At 73.5% G+C, this 19,302-nt stretch carries 17 protein-coding genes and 1 pseudogene; 7 read left to right on the top strand and 11 right to left on the bottom strand.

The features are described from left to right. Positions 1 to 26: 26 nt before the first annotated feature. Genes EV190_RS04450 through manA form a run of 3 tightly spaced genes read right to left on the bottom strand, consistent with a single transcriptional unit; the run spans position 27 to position 3,658 of the window. Positions 27 to 1,292: a DUF6716 putative glycosyltransferase gene (locus EV190_RS04450; protein ID WP_133740051.1), complete on the bottom strand. Its 1,266-nt coding sequence runs from the start codon at positions 1,290 to 1,292 to the stop codon at positions 27 to 29. Continuing rightward, positions 1,289 to 2,320 carry a hypothetical protein gene (locus EV190_RS04455; protein WP_133740052.1) on the bottom strand — a complete coding sequence of 344 codons (1,032 nt, stop codon included), beginning with the start codon at positions 2,318 to 2,320 and terminating at the stop codon, positions 1,289 to 1,291. Before EV190_RS04455 ends, EV190_RS04450 begins: the two co-directional genes overlap by 4 nt. 51 nt (positions 2,321 to 2,371) lie before the next feature. Next, complete coding sequence (manA, locus tag EV190_RS04460) at positions 2,372 to 3,658, bottom strand: mannose-6-phosphate isomerase, class I (RefSeq protein ID WP_133740053.1); 1,287 nt, start codon at positions 3,656 to 3,658, stop codon at positions 2,372 to 2,374. Between the two features lie 468 nt (positions 3,659 to 4,126). Between manA and EV190_RS23865 the strand changes: the two are divergent. Together EV190_RS23865 and EV190_RS23870 are read left to right on the top strand one after the other, a co-directional pair. Continuing rightward, a pseudogene (locus tag EV190_RS23865) lies at positions 4,127 to 4,234 on the top strand (Ig-like domain-containing protein); the annotation flags it as partial. 256 nt (positions 4,235 to 4,490) lie between these two features. Continuing rightward, entirely contained in the window at positions 4,491 to 4,874 is a 384-nt protein-coding gene (locus EV190_RS23870; protein WP_133740054.1) for a L,D-transpeptidase, read from the top strand. Positions 4,875 to 5,012: 138 nt separating this feature from the next. Here the strand turns inward: EV190_RS23870 and EV190_RS04470 are convergent, their stop codons facing one another. Next, a complete protein-coding gene (locus EV190_RS04470; RefSeq protein ID WP_133740055.1) occupies positions 5,013 to 5,474 on the bottom strand; it encodes a MarR family winged helix-turn-helix transcriptional regulator in 462 nt (153 codons plus the stop codon). A 717-nt stretch (positions 5,475 to 6,191) separates the two neighbouring features. Between EV190_RS04470 and EV190_RS04475 the strand changes: the two genes are divergently transcribed. After that, positions 6,192 to 7,289, top strand: coding sequence for an AMP-dependent synthetase (locus EV190_RS04475; protein ID WP_133740056.1), 1,098 nt, complete (start codon positions 6,192 to 6,194; stop codon positions 7,287 to 7,289). A 61-nt stretch (positions 7,290 to 7,350) separates the two neighbouring features. On the opposite strand, the gene EV190_RS04480 is transcribed toward EV190_RS04475, so the two are convergent. Next, positions 7,351 to 7,914, bottom strand: a complete 564-nt coding sequence (locus EV190_RS04480; RefSeq protein WP_133740057.1) for a sigma-70 family RNA polymerase sigma factor — start codon at positions 7,912 to 7,914, stop codon at positions 7,351 to 7,353. A 76-nt stretch (positions 7,915 to 7,990) separates the two neighbouring features. On the opposite strand from EV190_RS04480, the gene EV190_RS04485 reads away from it, so the two are divergent. Continuing rightward, entirely contained in the window at positions 7,991 to 8,206 is a 216-nt protein-coding gene (locus EV190_RS04485; RefSeq protein ID WP_166655369.1) for a zf-HC2 domain-containing protein, read from the top strand. 126 nt (positions 8,207 to 8,332) lie between these two features. On the opposite strand, the gene EV190_RS04490 is transcribed toward EV190_RS04485, so the two are convergent. Together EV190_RS04490 and EV190_RS04495 are read right to left on the bottom strand one after the other, a co-directional pair. Beyond that, a complete protein-coding gene (locus EV190_RS04490) occupies positions 8,333 to 8,893 on the bottom strand; it encodes a hypothetical protein (RefSeq protein ID WP_243742323.1) in 561 nt (186 codons plus the stop codon). 723 nt (positions 8,894 to 9,616) lie between these two features. Further along, entirely contained in the window at positions 9,617 to 10,813 is a 1,197-nt protein-coding gene (locus tag EV190_RS04495) for a lycopene cyclase family protein (RefSeq protein WP_133740060.1), read from the bottom strand. 91 nt (positions 10,814 to 10,904) lie between these two features. Between EV190_RS04495 and EV190_RS04500 the strand changes: the two genes are divergently transcribed. After that, positions 10,905 to 11,648, top strand: a complete 744-nt coding sequence (locus EV190_RS04500) for a class I SAM-dependent methyltransferase (RefSeq protein ID WP_133740061.1) — start codon at positions 10,905 to 10,907, stop codon at positions 11,646 to 11,648. Further along, positions 11,645 to 13,180, top strand: coding sequence for an NAD(P)/FAD-dependent oxidoreductase (locus EV190_RS04505; RefSeq protein WP_133740062.1), 1,536 nt, complete (start codon positions 11,645 to 11,647; stop codon positions 13,178 to 13,180). Before EV190_RS04500 ends, EV190_RS04505 begins: the two co-directional genes overlap by 4 nt. A 62-nt stretch (positions 13,181 to 13,242) precedes the next feature. Here EV190_RS04505 and EV190_RS04510 read toward each other — a convergent pair whose 3' ends face one another. From EV190_RS04510 to EV190_RS04525, 4 genes are read right to left on the bottom strand one after another with little or no spacing between them, the layout of a single operon-like run. Then, positions 13,243 to 14,250: a DUF5914 domain-containing protein gene (locus EV190_RS04510; protein ID WP_133740063.1), complete on the bottom strand. Its 1,008-nt coding sequence runs from the start codon at positions 14,248 to 14,250 to the stop codon at positions 13,243 to 13,245. After that, on the bottom strand, positions 14,247 to 15,245 hold the full coding sequence (locus EV190_RS04515) for a phytoene/squalene synthase family protein (RefSeq protein WP_133740064.1): 999 nt from the start codon (positions 15,243 to 15,245) through the stop codon (positions 14,247 to 14,249). Before EV190_RS04515 ends, EV190_RS04510 begins: the two co-directional genes overlap by 4 nt. Beyond that, positions 15,242 to 16,765: a phytoene desaturase family protein gene (gene crtI / locus EV190_RS04520; protein ID WP_133740065.1), complete on the bottom strand. Its 1,524-nt coding sequence runs from the start codon at positions 16,763 to 16,765 to the stop codon at positions 15,242 to 15,244. The genes EV190_RS04515 and crtI overlap by 4 nt, the downstream gene beginning before the upstream one ends. A gap of 24 nt (positions 16,766 to 16,789) precedes the next feature. Then, a complete protein-coding gene (locus EV190_RS04525; protein ID WP_133740066.1) occupies positions 16,790 to 17,950 on the bottom strand; it encodes a polyprenyl synthetase family protein in 1,161 nt (386 codons plus the stop codon). Between the two features lie 271 nt (positions 17,951 to 18,221). Here EV190_RS04525 and idi point away from each other — a divergent pair, with 271 nt between their 5' ends. Beyond that, positions 18,222 to 18,794 (top strand): isopentenyl-diphosphate Delta-isomerase, encoded by a 573-nt coding sequence (gene idi, locus EV190_RS04530; protein WP_133740067.1) that lies wholly within the window; start codon positions 18,222 to 18,224, stop codon positions 18,792 to 18,794. The last annotated feature ends 508 nt before the right edge of the window (positions 18,795 to 19,302 follow it).

The following is a 19,302-nucleotide window of genomic DNA, read 5'->3' on the forward strand; positions in this document are numbered from 1 at the left end:
AGATCAGCGAGAAGAACGGACGCGGGTCACTGGCTCAGCAGGCGGCGGCGGACCCTCTTGATCCTCTTGCGGACCCGGCCGATGGTGCGCAGGGCGGTCGGCGGGACGTCCATGCGGAGCCGGGAGCGGCGGCGGCGGGCGGTCTCCCTGGGGCCGGTCAGCAGCAGAGGACGCGCGGGCAGGCCGCCGGCCCGGGCCCGCTCCACGAGCGCGACCAGGCGCGCGGACCAGTCGTTGCCGTCCGCGTCGTGGAAGTAGTTCTCCGCGCACCAGCGCGGGCTCGGCGTCCTGAAGCGGCCCTCGCGCAGGTCGTCGAGCGTGCCCAGCGCCTCGCTGCCCTCGAATACCAGGTTGATCATCTCCGCCGAGACGCCGAAGTCCGACAGGATCAGCAGCGGGACGTCCTGCGCGACGGCCTCGAGCGCCGCGGTGGAGCTCACCGTGACGAAGCCCGCGGCGTGCTCCAGCTGTTCGCGCATCGAGCCGTCGGCGAAGGAGACCGCGTCGGCCGGGACCTCCCCGGCGGCCACGAGGTCGTGCCACAGCGTCTCGAAGTGGTGGTGCTCGCGGTGGGTCTGCTGCTCGTGCGCGCGGGCGCGCAGTTTGACCACCACGTTCAGGTCCGGTCGACGGGCCGCGAGGTCGGCGAGCGCGCGCAGGACGAGCTCCCGCTCCTCCCGCTGCACCGGGACCTTGGCCTGGGTCGCGAAGACCACGCGGTCGCGGGGCGCCTGCTCGGGCGGGTCCGCGATGGTCGGCGCGCCGGAGCCGGGTTCGGGGCCGCCGGCCAGGAACGGCAGCGTGGCGAGCCCGATCTCGCCGGTCGCCCCGAGCCGGGCGCCGAGTTCGCCGAACTCGTCCACCTCCCGGCGGCTGTGCAGGATGAACAGGTCCACCGGGGCGCGGTACAGCCACGCCTTCTCGGTGGCGGGCACGGAGATCCCGGGCAGGCCCGAGACCAGCACGGGGCGGGGCGACAGCCCGGCGAGCACGTCGTTGACCAGGACGTCCACGACCGGTCCGGTGCAGGCGACCACGATGACGTCGGGCCGGACGCGGCGGACCGTCCGGCGCAGCGCCAGGGCGGACAGGACCGGGGGCACGCTCGCGCCGTTGCGGGTTCCCAGCACGGCGCCGCGCATCTGGGACGGCGAGGGCGCGATGGGGGTGCGGACCACCGCGAGCTCCCCGGACCACCCCTCGGGCAGGGAGTCGAGCAGGCCCGCCCCCCACTTGAGGTAGGAGTCCGAATCGGCGATCGCCATGACGTGCGCGGTTCCGCGGTCGGTCAACGAGAGTCCTTCTCATCGGTAACGAAGATGCTCAGGTGCGCGCGCAGTCCCGGCGCGGCCTGGCCGGTCCACCACGACTCGGGGACCTCGGCCGCCTCCACGGCGACGCCGTGCCGCCCCAGCAGCACCCGCAGGGACGTCACCGCGGTGGACGGAAGGCTCACCACCCGGTGCCGATCGCGCAGCCCGCGAAGCCCGAGCTCGGCGGGCAGGCCGTGGGAGGCCACCCGGATCCGGGGGTCCGCGTTCAGGGGTTCCAGGGTACGCGCGTCCTCGCGGCGGTGCGGGTAGTACACGACGGGCTCGTCCGACGCGTGCCCCAGCACCCAGTCCAGGTACGGTCCGGCGTGCAGCAGGCCGTCGCGCACCATCGCCGAGCCGAGCACCACCCGGTTCTCGGCGGGGGCCGCGGCTCCGGGGAGCGCGCGCAGCCACGCGAAGTCGTGCTCGACGACGCGGATGCCGACCGCCGCGGCGTCCCGGCGGAGCCCGTCGGGCAGCGGAAGCACCGTGAAGACCGTGAGCCTGCCGGCGCGCGCCGCCGCGCGCAGCCGCACGGCGGTGGCCAGCCCCAGGGCGAGGCGGGCCGGCGTGGAACGGACCCGGGCCCGCTCCAGCGGGACCGCCACCCGCCGGGTGAGCAGCCGCAGCAGGTGCACGGTGGCCAGGCCGTCGTCGACGACGACGTACTCGCGGACCCCTCCGCGCAGCAGGGCGCGCTGCACCTGGCCGGAGAACGCGTCGCCCACGAACCAGGTGTCGGTGTTCTCCCGGTACAGCGTCGGGGTCGTGCCGGACGGCAGGACGTCGACACCGTCGGGAAGGCCCGCGGCGGTGACGGCGGCGACCGTGGCGTCCAGCGCACCCGACCCGGACCGGGGCAGCACGCGGGTGTGCCGCGCGAAGCCGCCGGTGTGGTGGGCCTCGAGTACCGAGAGCAGCTGCAGAGGGGTCTCGACCCAGGCCGCGGCCGCGACGAGGTGGTCGGTGCGGTGCGGGGCGGGCGCGGAGGCCGCCTTGTTGTTCACGGGCGCCTCGTTAGCTTCCGTGGCCGGTTGAGGGGAATGCCCCGAACATAGTCATCCCGGGTTAACGGGCGACAGAACGGGGTGAACATCAGGCCAACGGCAGCCGCTCCCGCCCGGTCGCGCGGCCGCGGCCGCAGCGGGGGAGGCGGTGACCGCGTCGGCCACGGTCGCCACGACCACGCGGGCGCGCCCCGTGGCCAGGACCGATCCGGTCTCGGCGGCCAGGAACGCCGACTCGCCCCTGCCCAGTCGGAGGTTCGCCCCCGACGGGGCGTGCAGTTCGGCCTCGCCGTCCAGGACAAGGGCGATGGCGGGGCCCGGGGGAAGCCACACCGCCTCCTCGCCGGGTTCGGCCATGGTGAGCGCGAAGTCGTCGATCTCCGGTCGGTACTCCAGCCGCCCGCCGCGGGCGACGGGCTCCACGTAGGGGACCGGGAGAACGGCGTACTCGAGCACGTCGAGCAGCTCGGCGGGGTCCACGTGCTTGGTGGTCAGCCCCGCGCGCAGCACGTTGTCCGAGGTCGCCATCACCTCCACCGCGGTCCCGCGCAGGTACGCGTGGACGTTCCCGGCGGGCAGGAAGAGCGCCTCCCCGGGGGACAGGACCACGTGGTTCAGCAGCAGCGACGCCACCGCGCCGGGGTCGCCGGGGTAGCGTTCCGCCAGGTCGAGCGCTGCTCGCAGGTGGCGCGAGGGGGAGTCGCCGACCCGCTCGGCGAGCTCGGCCATCAGGTCGGAGACGAGGCCGGCGCGGTCCGCGGCGGGGATGGTCAGCAGGCGCGTCATCGCCCCGCGCAGCGCGTCGGCGGGGGAGGGCGCGGCCAGTTCGGCCCGCAGCGCGACCGCCAGCGGCGCGGCGAGCCCGCCGAGGTCGGCCGAGGCCGCGGCGGGGGCGCGGAACCCGCACAGCGCCTCGAACTCCCCGAGCGCCATGACGAGTTCGGGCTTGTGGTTGGAGTCCCTGTAGTTGCGGTGCGGGGCGTCGATGGGCACGCCCGCGGCCTCCTCGGCGGCGAACCCGTCCCGGGCGCGCCGCAGGCAGGGGTGTGCCTGGAGCGACAGCGGCTGCTCGATCGCCAGGAACTTGAGCAGGAAGGGCAGGCGCGCGCCGAAGTTCTCGGTGACGTCGGCCCCGAGCGTGGCGACCGGGTCGGCCGCGATCACCGTGTCGAGTCCGGCCTCGTCCGCGCCTCCGCCGATCCGGCTGGGGGCGCTGGGGTGCGCGCCCAGCCACAGTTCGGCCTGTGGCCTGCCGTCAGGCCGCTCCCCGAGCAGTCGGGGGATCTCGGTGGTCGATCCCCATGCGTATCGGCGCACGTGGTTGGCGAGTCGCCACATGATCAGGGTCCCTCCGTGAGGCGGAACAGCACGCCCCGGAGCCGGTGTGCCGGGCGCGATCGTCGCCACGCTAACCGCAAGCACCGGTGCAAAACCGGGAAGAGAAGCGTGATCGCACCGAATTTCGTATTCACGCCGTGAAGATTTAACCCCCCGGTGGGGTGGAGGTGGGGTGGCGCGCGCCGGGCGCTCCGGCGGGGTTCCGGGAACCGGCCGCGGCCGGACGCGCGGTCCTCCGCCGGGAAGCGGGGGCCGAACGGGAAGCCGGCCGCCGAACCACGAGGATCGCGACGGAACGGCACGGTTCGAGCGGTTCGCTCCCGGTGTCACCCCCTTACCCCCCACCCCCACCCCCGTTCTCGCGGTCCGCGGTCCGGGGTCCGGGGCGATTCCGGAGGCAGCTCTTGATCCCCATCCGCGCGGCCCCCCGTTCCGCGCCCGGACCTGCCGGTCGTCATCGACTTCGACATGCCGGTGCGGAACAAGGAACAGGTCGAGGCGGCCGTGGTGGTCCGCTCCGAGAGGCCCGCCGAGGGCGCGTGGAACTGGTTCGGCGACAAGTGGGCGGTCTTCCGCACCGAGGACTACTGGGAGCCCGACCAGGACGTCACAGTGGACCTGCGCCTGGCGGGGGTGCCCGCCGGCGAGGGCGTCTACGGAGTGGAGAACCACCGGTTGACGTTCCACGTGGGCCGTCCGCAGATCAGCGAGGTCGACAACGACACCCACCGCATGCTCGTCACCCGGGACGGCGAGCAGGTGAAGGACTTCCCGATCAGCAACGGCGACGGCAGCGCCGCAGTTCTGGACCACGAACGGCCTCCACCTGGCCATGTCGACGGAGCAGGACGTCGTCATGGACTCCAGCACCTTCAGCATGCCGGAGGGCGCGGCCCCCTACCGGGTCGCCGCCGACTACGAGGTCCGGATCCCCAACAGCGGGGAGCACGCGCACACCTCGTCCAACCCGCTCCTCGGGCAGGCCGACACCAGCCGCGGCCGCGTCAACATGAACCACGCGGATTCCCGGTGGTTCTACGGGAACACCCTCGTCGGGGATCCCTTCATCGTCACCGGCAGCCCCCGAGCTGGAGGTCGACAACGGCCGGGGCTTCTGGCAGCGCTCCCGGGACGAATGGGTGGCCCGGAGCGCAGTCGGCGAGCCGGACGCGACCGACGACGGCACCGCCCGGGCTCCGCGTACAGCGGGTCCTGACCGGGAGCCGAACCGACGCGGACGGGCGTGCCGGGACCGCTCAGCGGTCCCGGCACGCCCGTCCGCCCGTCCGGCGGACGGCGTTTCGCCGGACGGGGGAACGCCGCGCGGGGGACGGGCGCGGCGTCTGGCGCGGTCTCACTTCGCGGAGGCGGCGATGTTCGCCCGGATCCGCGCCGAGGTGGCCGAGCAGCGGGTGAGGTACTCGATGAACCGCTTGGTCTCCTCCTCGGTGAAGGACTCGCCCAGTTCGCTCTCGATGGCGACCGCGGCCTTGTCGGCCTGGCGTAGGAGGGCGCGCCCGCCGCGGGTCAGCCTGGTCTCCAGGATGTGGGTGTGGATGGGGTGCGGCTTGCGCTCCACGAGCTTGCGGCGGTTGAGCGTGTTCAGCACCGATGACATGGTCTGGGGGGTGACCAGGCAGCGCCTGGCCAGCACCGCTCCCGAGAGACCGGGCTCCTCGGAGAGCACGAACAGGACCGTGTATTGCGGCACGGTGAGGTCGTAGGCCCTGAGCGCCGCGTGCTTGGCCGAGATCAACTCCTGCTCGGCGCGTTTCAGGTAATGACCGATTCTCTGGTCCAGTGGCAGCGTCGTCATTCACTCAGTGTATATCAGGATGCTGATGGCTTTATGCTTCCTTGGGCTGCACTGATACCTCTTCACCTGCGTCGATTCCATCTCCGGACTGTCTCTCTTGTCTGTTTAGTTACGATTTCGGTGCAGATTTGACTACCCTCCGTGCAGAATGAGGGTGGTGTCGGGGATGGGTCGAGCCAGGGACGAAGGGTGGTGAAAGGCGGTCGGGCGGCGTTTTGTTTCCGCTGTATTACGCCGCTCCCGCTTCTGTCGCCGTGTCGCCGGTGGGGCCGGAGAGGGAAGTCCGATGCGCGTCGGATTTCCGTCGTGAATTCCGGGTGCTCGGGGCGAGGTCTCGTCCGGCCGTGGGCATTCGAAAAATTCCCGGTTCCCGTCCTCTTGGCCGGAAGTGGCAAGCGGTCCGCCCATGGGGGGCGGGGCTTCCGGGTAGTGCCTGGTCGGAACATGTGAATTTCCCGCAAGAAGGCGACGGTGTGGAGATGGTCACACTGCGGTCCGAGTGGCCCAATGGTCGCGCGGGTTAGATTCGGGCCAGTCGATTTCTTCTATCAAGGCCGGGAAAGAGTAGATGTGACATCAGTGGCCACTGGCGAACTGGAGCCGTCCTCTGCGGATTTCTCACCGTCAGGATTGCGACAGGCCATTCGGGATGCCGCAGCCATACCGATGCTGCGTAAAAAGTACCGAAGATTGCTTGAAAATCCCCAAGCGATCAACTTGAGCGAAATTCCCGTTCTTACTCAGAGTGAGTACAGCGATGCGATCAGGTATGTGGCGGCGCGGCTGCCGGAGCGGCTCTCCGGAACGTTCCTGCACGTGGCGGGGGGAACCCGGGACGCGCCCCGGCTCGGGGGAGTCCCCCGCGACATGGTCCTGCCCGACATCACGGCGCGCTGGAAACCCCTGGCCCCGGGCTCGGTGCTGGTCAACCTCTCCCCGCCCGGCCGATTGTGGTCGGCCCACTACTTCTACAACTCCCTCGCCTCCGCAGCGGGGGCCCTGACCGTCCCGTTCGAGGAGCCCCGGGACGACGAGATCGGGCACTGCCTGGACTTCTTCGAGGACCAAGGGGTGACCGCCGTCGCGGCGTCCCCCGCCACGATGCGGCGGATACTCGGATTCGCCCTCTTCGAGGGCCGGCGGCTGCCCTGGCTCGACCGGATCCTCTGGAGCGACGGGATCCCGGACAGGGCCCTGGGCGAACTCGTCGCGGACGAGTTCCCGCACGTGCGCACGTGGGGGGTGTACGGCACGGCGGAGACGTGGATGATCGGCCACAGCGGGCCGGACTGCCCGCCGGGCGTGTTCCACGTCTTCCCCCACCAGTACGTCGAGGTCTCCGAGGACGGGATCCTGGTCACGACCGTGCGGGGCGGGGCGGCCGGCCCTCTGCTGCGGTACCGGGTCGGCCGGGCCGGGACCTGGGAGACGTGCCGCTGCGGCGGGACCGGACCGGCGCTGCGGGTGCGGGAGCGTGTCGACTCCATGGTCGAGCTGTTCGGCCGGGTGGTGGCCCCCGAGGACCTGGTCGGCCTCGCCCGGCAGATGGACATGGTGGACCGCGCCCAGGTCGCCCTGATCGACCCGGGCACCGGGACGGAGCGGATGTACCTGCGCGTCACGCTGCGGCCCGGCGTCGAGGACGACCCGTACACGACGGAGTGGATCCGGTCCCACGTCGTGGCCGGGGACCTGGGGCTGGCCGGGGCGGTCGGCGTGAACGCGGACTCCTTCGACGTGGTCGTGGTCGACCGGCTGGCGCGGGGCGACGGGCGGACGGAACCACCGCTCCTGGTCGTCGAGCGGACGGTCTGACCCCTCCCCGGTCCCGCCCTCCGCGAACACGCGTTCCCGGAGGGCGGGACCGGGCGGTCGATCAGCCGCTCGCGACCGGCTGCGGGGCCTCGGCCGGCCGGAGCGCGTGGATCAGGTCTTCGCGGGCGCGCGCCACCCGGGAGCGGACGGTGCCCACGGGAACCCCGGTCAGTTCGGCCACCTCGGCGTAGGAGAAGCCCTGGAGCCGGGTGAGCACGAACGCCGTGCGCCGCGTCTCGGGCAGCCGCGCCAGCAGGTCGGTCAGGGCGAACTCCTCCTCGAAGCGCGCCCGTCCTCCCGCCAGCCCGGCCTCCGCCGCCGTCTGCCAGTCCGGGCAGGCGGCGGCGCGCGGACGGGCGGCGGCGGACCGGTACCGGTCCGCGACGGTCCGGCGGGCGATGGACAGCAGCCAGGACCGCGCGGGCGCGCGTCCGGCGAAGGCGGCCAGACTGCGCAGCGCCCGCACGAAGGTCTCCTGGGTGAGGTCGTCGGCGGACTGCACGTCGGTCAGGTGGGCGGTGAACCGCCACACGTGCGGCCGGGTGGCGCGTACGAACTCCTCGACGGCGCTGGAGCCGCCGTCGCGCGCGGCCAGCGCGAGGGCCGTGATGCGGGCGTCATCCATGGTCCGCACCCCGCCTCCCAACGCGCCGGACCCCCTGGTTCGCGGGAACCGCGGCGGTATCGGCGATGATGGAGGGGTGAGGTGCATCGACTGTCGAACAGCTCTCTCCGCCGAACTCGACGGGGAGGAGGCCGGGCACCCGCCTGACGTGGTCCGCGCGCATCTGCGCGAGTGTCCCGAATGCGGGGACTGGCTGTCCGCCGCGAGGGGGCTGCAGCGGTTGATCGGCGCGGAACTGCTCGGGGCGGTCCAGGACCGGGGCGGTCGGGTCGGGCAGGGCGTGCTGCGGTAGCCGCCGAAGACTGCGGAACGTGCGGTCGTTACCGGTCATGGGGGTTCCTCGGATCGGTTCGCGGCGCGCCGGGTCACGGGCGCGCCGACAAGCCGCGGCACGGACGTGCGGCGCGGCGGGAAAGGGCTAGGAGTCCGAGGAACGGGGTGGTCCGCGCCGTACGACCACGTGTCGCAGGACCACGCCGGTGCCGTGCCGGGGCTCGGCCCAGGAGCGGGGCCGGTCGGGCGGCGGGCACGGCGCCGCGGGGAGCGGGCCGAGCAGCCGGAGGACGCCGGACAGCAGCGTCCGCAGTCCGCGCGCGAGGGTGAAGGCCGCGTCCTCGCCCCCGCGCAGCCACAGCGCGCAGATCAGCGCGGCCGCGATGTGCGCGGCCAGCATGCCGACGGACGAGTCGGCGGTCGCGGCGGTGTCGATGCCCGACGCTCCGGAGTGGTCCGGGTGCGCGGGCCCGTCGGGGAGGGGAGCAGCGCAGGACTGGGCGGTGCTGAAGACCAGGTGCAGCGCGAGCTGCCCCCAGAGCATCCAGCCCGCGATCGCGCCGCCGCCGCGCTCCCTTCCCGCGAACCCCCAGGCCGCGGCCAGCATCCCGACGTAGCCGACCAGCGTGCCGCCCAGCGGGACCTCGTGCCCGGACAGGAGCGTGTGCCCGGTGGCGGACACGCCGACGCACACCGCGGCGAACACCCCGGCGCGTGTCAGTCGGGCGGGCGACGATCCGTGCACAGCAAGCCAATCGTCGCACCGGGGCCGCGAGCGGCGTGCCCGGGGTCTCTCCGGCGCGGGGGTGGTTCGGGGGTCTTCCGGGCTCACGACACGCGGATCGCGGGGTGACGGCGGGCGGCGACGGCGGGTGCGGGTCGAGGTCGCGCCTGTCATGTCCGCTGCGTGAGGTTCCGTTGGCGGTCTTGGGCTTTCCGCCCGCTTCGGGGCCGGGAAGGGCGGAAAGCCCGTGATCATTCCGGGTGGGGGCGGAACCGGACCTCGAACCGCCGCGTCACGGACGTCCGGCGGGCACGCGCGGACCTCCGGCCCCGCCCGCCGTCACAGGTCCCGAGCGGACTTTGGTCCGACAGAGCCCGGAACACCTCCGTGCCGGAGCCTCCCTGCTACGCCCGCGAACGCCGGCCCGCCCTCCGGCGGCGTGTGGTCCGCGCGCTCGGCCGTGCGCTCCTCCTCGGGGCGTGAACCCACTCGGGGCCGCCGTCGTCGTCGTCATCGTCGTCGGGCCCCCACGCTCCGGAGGTGGACCGGATGAGCGCGCGCGTGTTCCCGGCGATCACGCGGGATCTGTCCGCGCCCACCGGGAGGTTCTTCAAAAGCATGCGGCAACCCTAGTTATGGGCGTGTTCAACCGGAGTGAGGAAACCGAATGAGATACGGGTCACTGTCGCCCCTCCGAGGGCGGTTTCACGTGAAACGGCCCAGGCCCCCCGCCCTCCGGCGGGGCCGCGTGCCGGCGAGCGTCTGTGACCGCAGCGCGGACAGCATCGCCCCCACCGGCGTCGTCGCCCCGATCGACAGGTCCTCCAGCGGGGTCGTCGTTCCGTCGAGGAAGCGCAGCAGCCTGGGCAGCGGGTTGCCCGAGAACAGCGACGCGAAGAACTCCGCTCCGTCGATCATTCCGTCGTCCAGGCCGCGCAGCAGGACCGCGTCCATGAACAGGTGCCGTCGAGGGTGCGCGCGGGACGGGCCCGGCGGCCGCCCCGCCGCCAGCGCCGCCGCGATCTGCCGCGTCTGGCGCTGCACCCCTGTGAACGTGTACCCCGTCGAGGGCCGCGTGGCGCCGCCGGCCGTGCCGATCCGGAACACCCGGCGGCCCGTCCGCACCGGCAGGCGCGCGCTCGTCATCGGAATCACGCCCTGCTCGACGGCCGACACCGTGAGGCCGCCCAACCCCAGCACCCGCCCGGTGTAGTCGCGCAGCGCGGCCTCGTACCCGGCGTCGTCCAGCACCTCCCGGGTGAACTCGGTGTACTCCACCAGCGCCGTGTGCGGTGAGAACGGCAGCACGTAGCCGAACGCCACCCCCCGTGGGGGCTGTGGCACGCGCAGGTCCATCAGGACCGCCGCCGAGGTGTCGAAGCGCGGCTCGGTCGTGCGCACGAACCAGCCCCGGAAGTGCTGGCGCAGTGTGACCGCGTTCGCCGGGAACCCCCTGGGCGGCCGGGAGTCGAACACGAGGTCGGCGGCCAGTCCCGCCTCCCGCCCGTCCCCGCCGCGCAGCCGCAGCACCGCCCCGCCCCGCCCGTCCACCACGTCCAGGACCGTCGCCACGACCAGGCGCGTCCTGTCCAGGCCGCTCCGCACCAGCGCCTCGAAGACCGGTGAGCGCACCATCTTGTACACCAGCGGATCGGTCGGCGACCGCCACCGCGTGCCGTCCGGCCCCACCACCGACAACGCGTGCCAGCGGCGGTCCACCGCCGCGTCCCACTCCCCCGCCGCCGGTTCCCAAAAGCACCAGGTGCGCTCGAGCGGGCGCAGCGCCGGCTCCGCGGTGTCCACCAGGGCGACCGACCGCCCCGGCAGCCCCCGCTCCAACCGGTGGGCCAGCGACAGCCCCGCCGCCCCCGCGCCCACGATCGCCACGTTCACCCGATCCACGACACCATCCCTCCGTGACGCGTCTTCTCCGGCATTCCCCGTCGTCCACGGGTAACGTTCCCCGCACACCGCACGGATTCAGGGGACGCGCATGACACCACCACCGGACGACACGAGACGCCACCGGATCACCGCCGAGTTCGACCACTCGGCCGCGGCCTACGACCGCCTCGTCAAGGCCAACCCCGGCTACCACGAGCACCTGCGCCGCTCCGTCGCCAGGCTCCGGCTGCCCGGCAACGGCGCCGGACTGCGTCTGCTGGACCTGGGCTGCGGCACCGGGGCCTCCACCGCCGCCCTCCTGGACGCCGCGCCCAAGGCCGAGATCGTCGGCGTGGACGCCTCCGCCGGAATGCTGGCGACCGCCCGCGCCAAACCGTGGCCCGCGAACGTGCGGTTCGTACGGGCCGGCGCAGAGGAGCTCGCCGAGGCGGGCGTCACCGGCCCCTTCGACGCGGTCCTCGCCGCCTACCTGCTGCGCAACTGCGCCGACCGCGACGCCGCCCTCGCCGACATGCGCGACCTGCTGCGCCCCGGCGGCCGCCTCGCCGTCCACGAGTACTCCGTCGCGGACTCCCCCGCTGCCAGGGCCGTGTGGACCGCCGTCTGCTGGTCGGTGATCATCCCGTTCGGCCGTGCCGTCTCGGGCCGCGCGGACCTCTACCGCTACCTGTGGCGCAGCGTCCTGGAGTTCGACGGGGCCGAACGCCTCGCCGAACGCATGCGCGCCGTCGGACTGCGCGAGGTCAAGGTCCTGCCGATGACCGGATGGCAGACCGGGATCGTGCACACCTTCCTCGGCCGCCGCGCCCGCGAGGGGGAGGACGCCGAATGAGGCACCCCCCGCCCGGCCGCGATCCCCGCGCCCGGCGCGTGGACCCGCCGCCGCCCGAGGGATCACCACCGGCGGGCACCCCCAGCGCCGCCGTCGTCGGCGGCGGCGTCGCGGGGCTCTCCGCCGCCGTGGCGCTGGCCGAACGCGGTGTCGACGTCACCGTCCTGGAACGCGACACCCGACTGGGCGGACGGCTCTCCGGCTGGGACACCGTCCTCGCCGACGGGACCCCCGCCACCATGAGCCGCGGCTTCCACGCCTTCTTCCGCCAGTACTACAACCTGCGCGCGGTCCTGCGCCGCGCCGACCCCGGGCTGCGCACGCTCACCCCCCTGCCCGACTACCCGCTCACGCACGCCGGCGGCGCGTACGACGGGTTCACCGGGCTGCCGGCCGCGCCTCCGTGGAACGCGTTCGCGTTCGTCGCGCGCAGCCCCAGCTTCCGCTGGCGCGACATCGCCGACGTCAACATCGTCGCCGCGCTCAACCTCCTCGACGTGGACGTGCCCGGCGTCTACCACCGGTTCGACCACATCGACGCGCTGGACCTCCTCGACCGGCTGCGCTTCCCCGCGTCGGCGCGGCACCTCGCCCTGGAGGTCTTCTCCCGCAGCTTCTTCGCCGACCCGCGCGCGATGTCGGCCGCCGAGCTGCTCACCATGTTCCACATCTACTTCCTCGGCTCCAGTGAGGGACTCGTCTTCGACGTGCCCTCCGCGCCGTTCCCCCGGGCCCTGTGGAACCCCCTCGCCGCCCACCTGCGCTCGCACGGCGCGACGGTGCGCACCGGGACGCCGGTCGAGGAGGTCGCCGACGGGGAGCGCCGACGCTACACCGTCCACACCCCCGACGGCGCGCGCGAGTACGATGCCGTCGTCCTGGCCGCCGACGTCCCCGGGCTGCGCGGCCTCGTCGCGGCCTCGCCGGGACTCGCCGACGGGGAATGGCGCGAACGCGTGCTGGCCCGGCCCAGCGCGCCGCCCTTCCTCGTCTCCCGGCTGTGGCTGGACCGCCCGGTCCGAGCCGACCGCCCCGGCTTCCTGGGCACCAGCGGATACCCCACCCTCGACAACATCAGCGTCCTGGAGCGCTACGAGGACGAGGCCGCGGCCTGGGCCCGCCGCACCGGAGGATCGGTCGTCGAACTGCACGCCTACGCGCTGCCCGCCGACGCCGACGCCGACGCCGAGCAGGCCCGCCTCGTGGAGCAGCTGCACCGCGTCTACCCCGAGACCGTGCCGGCGCGCGTCGTCGACGCGCGCCGCGAACTGCGTGCCGACTGCCCCCTCTTCCCGCCCGGCGACTTCGCCCGCAGGGTCGCCGTCGAGAGCCCCGACCCGTTCCTCGTGGTGGCGGGCGACCACGTCCGCGTCGACCTGCCCGTGGCACTCATGGAGCGCGCCGCCACCAGCGGCCTGCTCGCCGCCAACGCGCTCCTGCGCCGCTGGTCCAGGCCGGGCCACCCCGTTTGGAGCGTCCCGAACCGGGGACGCCTCCCCTTCGCCCGCCGCCTCCTGCCCGGACCCCGCTGAACCCCGCGGTCCCCCGGGCGGACGCGCCCGCGCCGCGCCCCGCGGCCGGAGCCGTGCCCCCTTCACCCGGGCCGGAGCTCCCCCGAGCGCAGCGTGTAACGGCGCTCGGCGTAGGCCAGGTCGTCCCGCCACAACCGGCGCGCGGCCAGGCGCATCACGGGGCGCACCAGCGGGGCGAGCCGCCTCGCGGCGGTGAACCCCGGCCGGTCCGACGCGGCGACCGTCGCCTCGACCACGGCCGTGCGTGGCACGCCCCGCCCGTCCACCCCCAACGGGGTGGCGTGCGTCTCCACCACACTGCCCTCGCCCTCGCCCTCGACGATGCGCATGACCACGGTGCGCGGCCCCGGACAGCGGAACTCCGCCCGCACCGGCACCCCGAACCGGCCCACGACCCTGAACGACACCTCCACCAGGAACCGGTCGTCGGCGTCGGACACCCCCTCCTCCGGAGCGTCCACCACACGCAGCCCCACGAACGAGTACGGGTGGAACCACGACCCGTGCCACGGGTCCAGCCGGTTCGCCACCACGTCCTCCGGCTCGCACCGGCCCGCCACCGACTCCACCGCGGCCAGGACGCGCCCCTGGTCCGGACGCTCGGACAGCACCGGCGCGTCCCACGGTTCCTCACCGCCCGCCGCGTCCAGGCGCACCCACGCCAGCACCCCGTCGTCGTACGCGGGAAACGGGGACCAACCGGGGATCCCCTCCGGGCCCAGTGCCAGTCCGTGCCAGCGGCACACCAGCCGGTCGCCGCGCACCGCTCCCCGGCACAGCGGCGCGCCCAGGTGCGGGCAGGCCCCCGGTGCCGCGTGCAACGCGCCGTCCGCAGTGCGCCACGCCACGACCTCGAACCCCGACACCATCCGGCCGAACGGCCGGCCCGGGCGGATCTCCGCGCTCGCCGCCAGCACGAACCAGTTCCCCGACGGCCGTGCCAGCGCCCGCTTCAGCGCCCCTTCGATGAGACCGGGCCTGGCGTCCCGCCACGACGGGGCCTGGCGCTCCCACGCGGTTCCGGGCAGCCGGCGCAGGGGAACCCTGCGGGGGGTGAGGTCGTCCGTCATCCTGCGTCCTTCCATCGCACCTGGGTGCCGCGCACCGACGGCGCGGACCCGAGGGGCCGCCGCACCGCGTCCACCGTCCGGGCCAGTACGGCGCGTCCGAGGGCCGGGACCGCCACCCGCGCGCGCCGCCGCCCCGAAACCGAGTGCCTGAGTCCCCACACGTCGAAGTCCGCGGCCTCGATCTCGTCGATGATCCCCCGGTAGAGCGCGAACGCGGTGGCGACGCACGGGCGCGACACCGGATCGAGCATCGCGATCCCGGGCTCGGCCGCCCGGTAGCCGTCCCGGTTCACCTCCACCAGGTGCGCCAGGGCGTCCCGCACCCGGGGGTCCCCGCTGCGCCGCTCCCTGCACCACGCCAGCAGGCCCCGGTCCACGCCGTGGCCGGACAGCACGTCCGCGGGCAGGTAGACGCGTCCCCGGTCCAGGTCCTCGGCCACGTCGCGCAGGAAGTTCGTCAGCTGGAACGCCTCCCCCAGCGCCGCGGCGTGCGGGGCCGCGCGCTCGGGCGGGACCACCGTCCCCAGCACCGGCAGGACCTGGAGGCCGATCACCGCGGCCGACCCGTACATGTACGTCCGCAGGTCGTCGAAGGTCGGGTAGTCCGTGACGGACAGGTCCATCCGCATCGACCGCATGAACGCGGCGAACAGCCCCGCCGCGATCCCGTATCGCCGCGCGGTGTCGGCGACCGCCCTGATCACCGGTTCCGCGCCCGGTCCGCCGGCGAGGGCCGCCGCCAGGTCCGCGTCCAGCCGGGCGACCTCCGCGATCCGGTCCGCCGGGGCGGCCTCGTGGCCGAGGCCGTCCACCACGTCGTCCACCCACCGGGCGAACCCGTACAGGGCGTGGATCGCCGGGCGCCGTCCCGCGGGCAGCGCGAGCGTGGCCAGGTAGTAGGTGCGCCCGTGCCGGGCGTGCAGCTCCCTGCAGCGCGTGTAGTCCTCGCGAAGTCCGGGGTCGGTGATCCCCGCCGCTCTGAGCTCCCTGTTCACCGTGTCTTCCCCGCTGTCGTGATCGGCGTCGCGTACCGGGCGGGTCCGCCTCCGGTGATGCGCGCGGCGGCCAGCTTCCCCGAGACCAGGACGGTGGGCAGGCCCACCCCCGGAGTGGTCCCGCACCCGGCCAGTACCGCGTTGGCGACTCCCGGGACCAGGTTCCGGGGACGGAACGGGCCCGTCTGGGCGAAGGTGTGCGACGCGGCGAACGGGGTCCCGAACGCGTGTCCGCGCCGCGACCAGTCCTCGGGGGTCACCAGCCGCTCCACGCACACCGATTCGCCGAACCCGCCCATCCCGCGCGACTCCAGCGCGGCCACCAGCCGGTCCCGGTAGCGCGGGCCGAAGTCCGCCCAGTCGATACGCCCCGCGCGCAGGTTCGGGCAGGGCGCCAGCGCGTAGAACAGGTGGCGGCCCGGCGGAGCCAGCCCCGCGTCGGTCGCCGTCGGCTGCGTCACCAGCAGCGAGGGGTCGCGCATCGGCACCCCCTCGCGGGTGATCTCGGCGAACGTCGTCCGCCACGCCGAGCCGAACAAGATGTTGTGGTGGCCCAGGTGCTCCCACGTCCGGTCGGTTCCCGCGTGCAGCACCACCGCCGACGGCGAGAACCGCAGCGGTACCGCCCGCCACGGGGTCCGTCCCAGCAGCCGGTACGCCATCGGCAGGTCCACGGTCAGCACCACCGCGTCGCAGGGGATCCGGTCGCCGCCGCGCAGCACCACGGCGCTCACCCGGTCGCCCCGCCGCTCCAGCCGCTCCACGGCGCCGCTGTAGCGCAGCACCGCGCCGGCGCCCGCCGCGGCATCGGCCATGGCCCCGCCCAGGGCGCGCATGCCGCCCTTCGGGAAGTAGACCCCGGCGACGGTGTCCATGTAGGCGATCACCGCGTAGGCGGCCAGCGCCCGTTGCGGCGGCACCCCCGCGTACAGCGACTGGAAGGAGAACACCCTGCGCAGCCGCTCGTCGTCGACGAACCGGCCGACCGCGGGCGCGAGCCGCCCGAAGCCGCCGACGGCCGCCAGCCGGGCCAGCTCCGGGGAGAGCAGGCCGAACGGGGAGTCGAAGTTCACGTCGATGAACCGGGACATCTCCAGCTCGTACAGTTCGCGCAGCCACGCCCTCAGCCGCAGGTAGCCCGCGACCGCGCGCGGGCCGCACGCACGCTCGACCTCCGCCGCCATCGCGTCCGCGTCGGTGTGCACGTCGATCACCGATCCGTCCGCGAAACGCGCGCGGTAGGCCGGGACCAGTGGAACGAGGTCGAGGCGGTCCGCCACCGACTCCCCGACGGCGGCCAGCGCCTCGTCGAGGATCTCCGGCATCGTCAGGACGGTCGGCCCCGTGTCGATCCGGAAGCCGTCCAGGTCCAGCCGTCCGGCGCGCCCTCCGGGATGGGGATCCCGCTCCACCACCGTGACGCGGCGCCCCGCTCCCAGCAGGTGCAGCGCGGCGGCGAGGCCGGACAGGCCGGCTCCCACCACCACAACATGGTCGGTCGGGCCGGTGACGGTTCGCACGGGGTCCTCCTGACGGGGTCGGGTTCAGTGGTCGCGCACGGTCGCGCGGACCGCGAGGTCGCGCAGGGCGTCGCGCGCGGCGGGATCGATCGCGGCCCCGTCCAGGCGCGCCGCGCCCCGGTCGGCGAGGTCGCGGATGCGCTCCTCGACGGCGTCGCGCGCGCCCAGCCGCGTGAGGGCGTCGCGCGCGGCGTCGATGCCGCCGGCGTCGACGCCGGGGTCGCCCAGAACCTTCTCGATGACCGCGAGCGACACGCGGTCGCCGCGGTCGCGGGCCCTCCGCAGCCCCAGTGCGACGAGCAGGGTGCGCTTGCCTTCGCGGAGGTCCTCGCCTGCGGGCTTCCCGGTGCTCTCGGGATCGGCGTAGACGCCCAGCAGGTCGTCACGCAGCTGGAAGGCCACGCCGACGTCGGCCCCGTACCCTCGGAGCGCCCCGACCACGGCCCGGTCCGCTCCGGCCAGCGCGGCCCCCATGTGCAGCGGCCGTTCGACGCTGTACGCGGCGGTCTTGAGCCGGTTGGTCTTGAGCGCGGTGGCCTCCGAGCCGTCCCGGCGCGCCTGCCCGTACACGTCGAGGAACTGGCCCGCCATCATCTCGGTGCGCATGGCCTGCCAGGGGCCGCGCGCGGCCGTCCACTGGGCCGGGGACAGCCCGGCTCCGGCCAGCATGTCGTCGGCCCAGGCCAGAGCGATGTCGCCGAGCAGGATGGCGAGGGAGGTCCCGAAGCCGTCGGCCGACCCCGACCACCGTTCACGCCGGTGCGCCCGCGCGAACCCGGCGTGAACGGAGGGGGCGCCGCGCCGCGTCCGCGACCCGTCCATGACGTCGTCGTGGATCAGCGCGAACGCCTGGAGGAGTTCGAGGGCGCTCATCGCGCGCAGCACGGGCCCGGTCCCGGGACCCGAGGCCGCGCCGTGAGCGGCCCGCCACCCGTACCAGGCGAACAGGGGGCGAAGCCGCTTGCCGCCGCGGCCGACGAACTCCGCGAGCCGGGTGACGGCGATCTCGGCGAAGTCGCCGTCGATCCTGCCGCAGGAGTCGAGCCGCTCCCGGAGGAAGTCCTCCAGGTGCCGCTCCACCAGCAGCGGGATCGAGGCGTACGACGTGTCCCCGGGCTCGGTCGGCACCGGCTCGGCGGACTCGCGGTGCGGTGGACGGACGGGACGGACGGGTGTTTTCGGCATGACAGCTCTCCTGTGGCCCGGTAGGGCCGAAACACGGTCACGGTGCGAAGGCGCTGCTGGTCTCGCTCTCGGCGGGAAGGTGGTCGGCGGCGTCTCCCCCTGTTCGGATCGGTGCGGGCGGAACCCGGTGTCCCTCTCGGCGGTGCGGGGGAGCCGACCGGCGGGACACCTGTTCCGAGGCGTTTCCAGGACGTGTGGCATTCGCAATGAGACTCTAAGTAGTGACGGGGATGATGGCCGGTAACCAGGTCGGAGCGTTGGAGGAGAACTGATGAGCGGTGTCGCGAAACCGGCGGAACCGGGTGGGCCGAACGAGGAGGAGAGCGTCGTCCTGCTGGACGACGAGCGCAGGCCGATCGGCGTGGCGCCCAAGAGCGGGGTGCACCACGGGGAGACACCACTGCACCTGGCGTTCTCGTGCTACGTCTTCGACGCGCGGGGGCGCCTTCTCGTCACCCGGCGCGCGCTCGGCAAACGGACCTGGCCCGGGGTCTGGACCAACTCCTGCTGCGGACACCCCGCGCCGGGGGAGCCGAGTGAGGACGCGGTGCGCCGGCGGGTGCGCCAGGAGCTCGGGATGGGGATCGGGAGCCTGCGCCCGGCGCTCCCGGACTTCCGCTACCGCGCGGTCGACGCGAGCGGCGTGGTGGAGAACGAGGTCTGCCCCGTCTACGTCGCCGAACCCGAGGGCGACCCGGTCCCGGACCCCGAGGAGGTCATGGACTGGCGGTGGGTCGACTGGCGCACCTTCGCCGACATGGCCGAAGCCGCGCCCTGGAGCATCAGCCCGTGGGCGGCGGAGCAGGCGGTACTGCTCAGGGACGCGCTCTTCACGAATTCGTGACGTGGATCACCGGGCTTTCGGTTGTTCCGCGGTCAGGTGGGGGCTAAGCTCGGTCGGGTCGCCCTGAAAGCCCCTGGCTCTGCCTCGGGAAGCGGGAGCGGCTTCTCTCGGGCGATCCGGACACCATCGGGTGGACGTGCCCGACACCAAATGGTCTTGAACGCTAATTCGTTCTGGCATACTCATTGTGCCGCGAAGGAATTGGCGGCAATACCTTGTCGGTACTTGCAGGATGTTTCCGAAAACGCCGGTTTGGCGGGTCGGAGAAAGCCTGATAAAGTACAGACACAACGGAGCGGAACAACGGGGGAAACCCCCACGGGAAACTCCACCTCCTTCTTTCGAGGGAGTCGCCGCGAAAAGCGCGAGTTTGCGCCGGCGCGGAGGCCCTGATAAAGTCGGAGCGCAGGAACAAAGCGGAGAATGCCGCACCGGTCGAAGAGCCCCATCCGGGGCTTGTGGACGGAGCAGCGGTTGTTTCTTGAGAACTCAACAGCGCGTGTTTGTT

The organism is Actinorugispora endophytica (assembly GCF_004363075.1).
Taxonomy (GTDB): Bacteria; Actinomycetota; Actinomycetes; order Streptosporangiales; family Streptosporangiaceae; genus Actinorugispora; species Actinorugispora endophytica.

Bases quoted from the DNA above. Each gene is read 5' to 3' on its own strand.
- EV190_RS04470 (WP_133740055.1), bottom strand. From the start codon at position 5,474: ATGACGACGCTGCCACTGGACCAGAGAATCGGTCATTACCTGAAACGC.
- EV190_RS04510 (WP_133740063.1), bottom strand. From the start codon at position 14,250: ATGACGGACGACCTCACCCCCCGCAGGGTTCCCCTGCGCCGGCTGCCC.
- EV190_RS04500 (WP_133740061.1), top strand. From the start codon at position 10,905: ATGACACCACCACCGGACGACACGAGACGCCACCGGATCACCGCCGAG.
- manA (WP_133740053.1), bottom strand. From the start codon at position 3,658: ATGTGGCGACTCGCCAACCACGTGCGCCGATACGCATGGGGATCGACC.
- EV190_RS04525 (WP_133740066.1), bottom strand. From the start codon at position 17,950: ATGCCGAAAACACCCGTCCGTCCCGTCCGTCCACCGCACCGCGAGTCC.
- EV190_RS04505 (WP_133740062.1), top strand. From the start codon at position 11,645: ATGAGGCACCCCCCGCCCGGCCGCGATCCCCGCGCCCGGCGCGTGGAC.
- EV190_RS04480 (WP_133740057.1), bottom strand. From the start codon at position 7,914: ATGGATGACGCCCGCATCACGGCCCTCGCGCTGGCCGCGCGCGACGGC.
- idi (WP_133740067.1), top strand. From the start codon at position 18,222: ATGAGCGGTGTCGCGAAACCGGCGGAACCGGGTGGGCCGAACGAGGAG.
- EV190_RS23870 (WP_133740054.1), top strand. From the start codon at position 4,491: ATGTCGACGGAGCAGGACGTCGTCATGGACTCCAGCACCTTCAGCATG.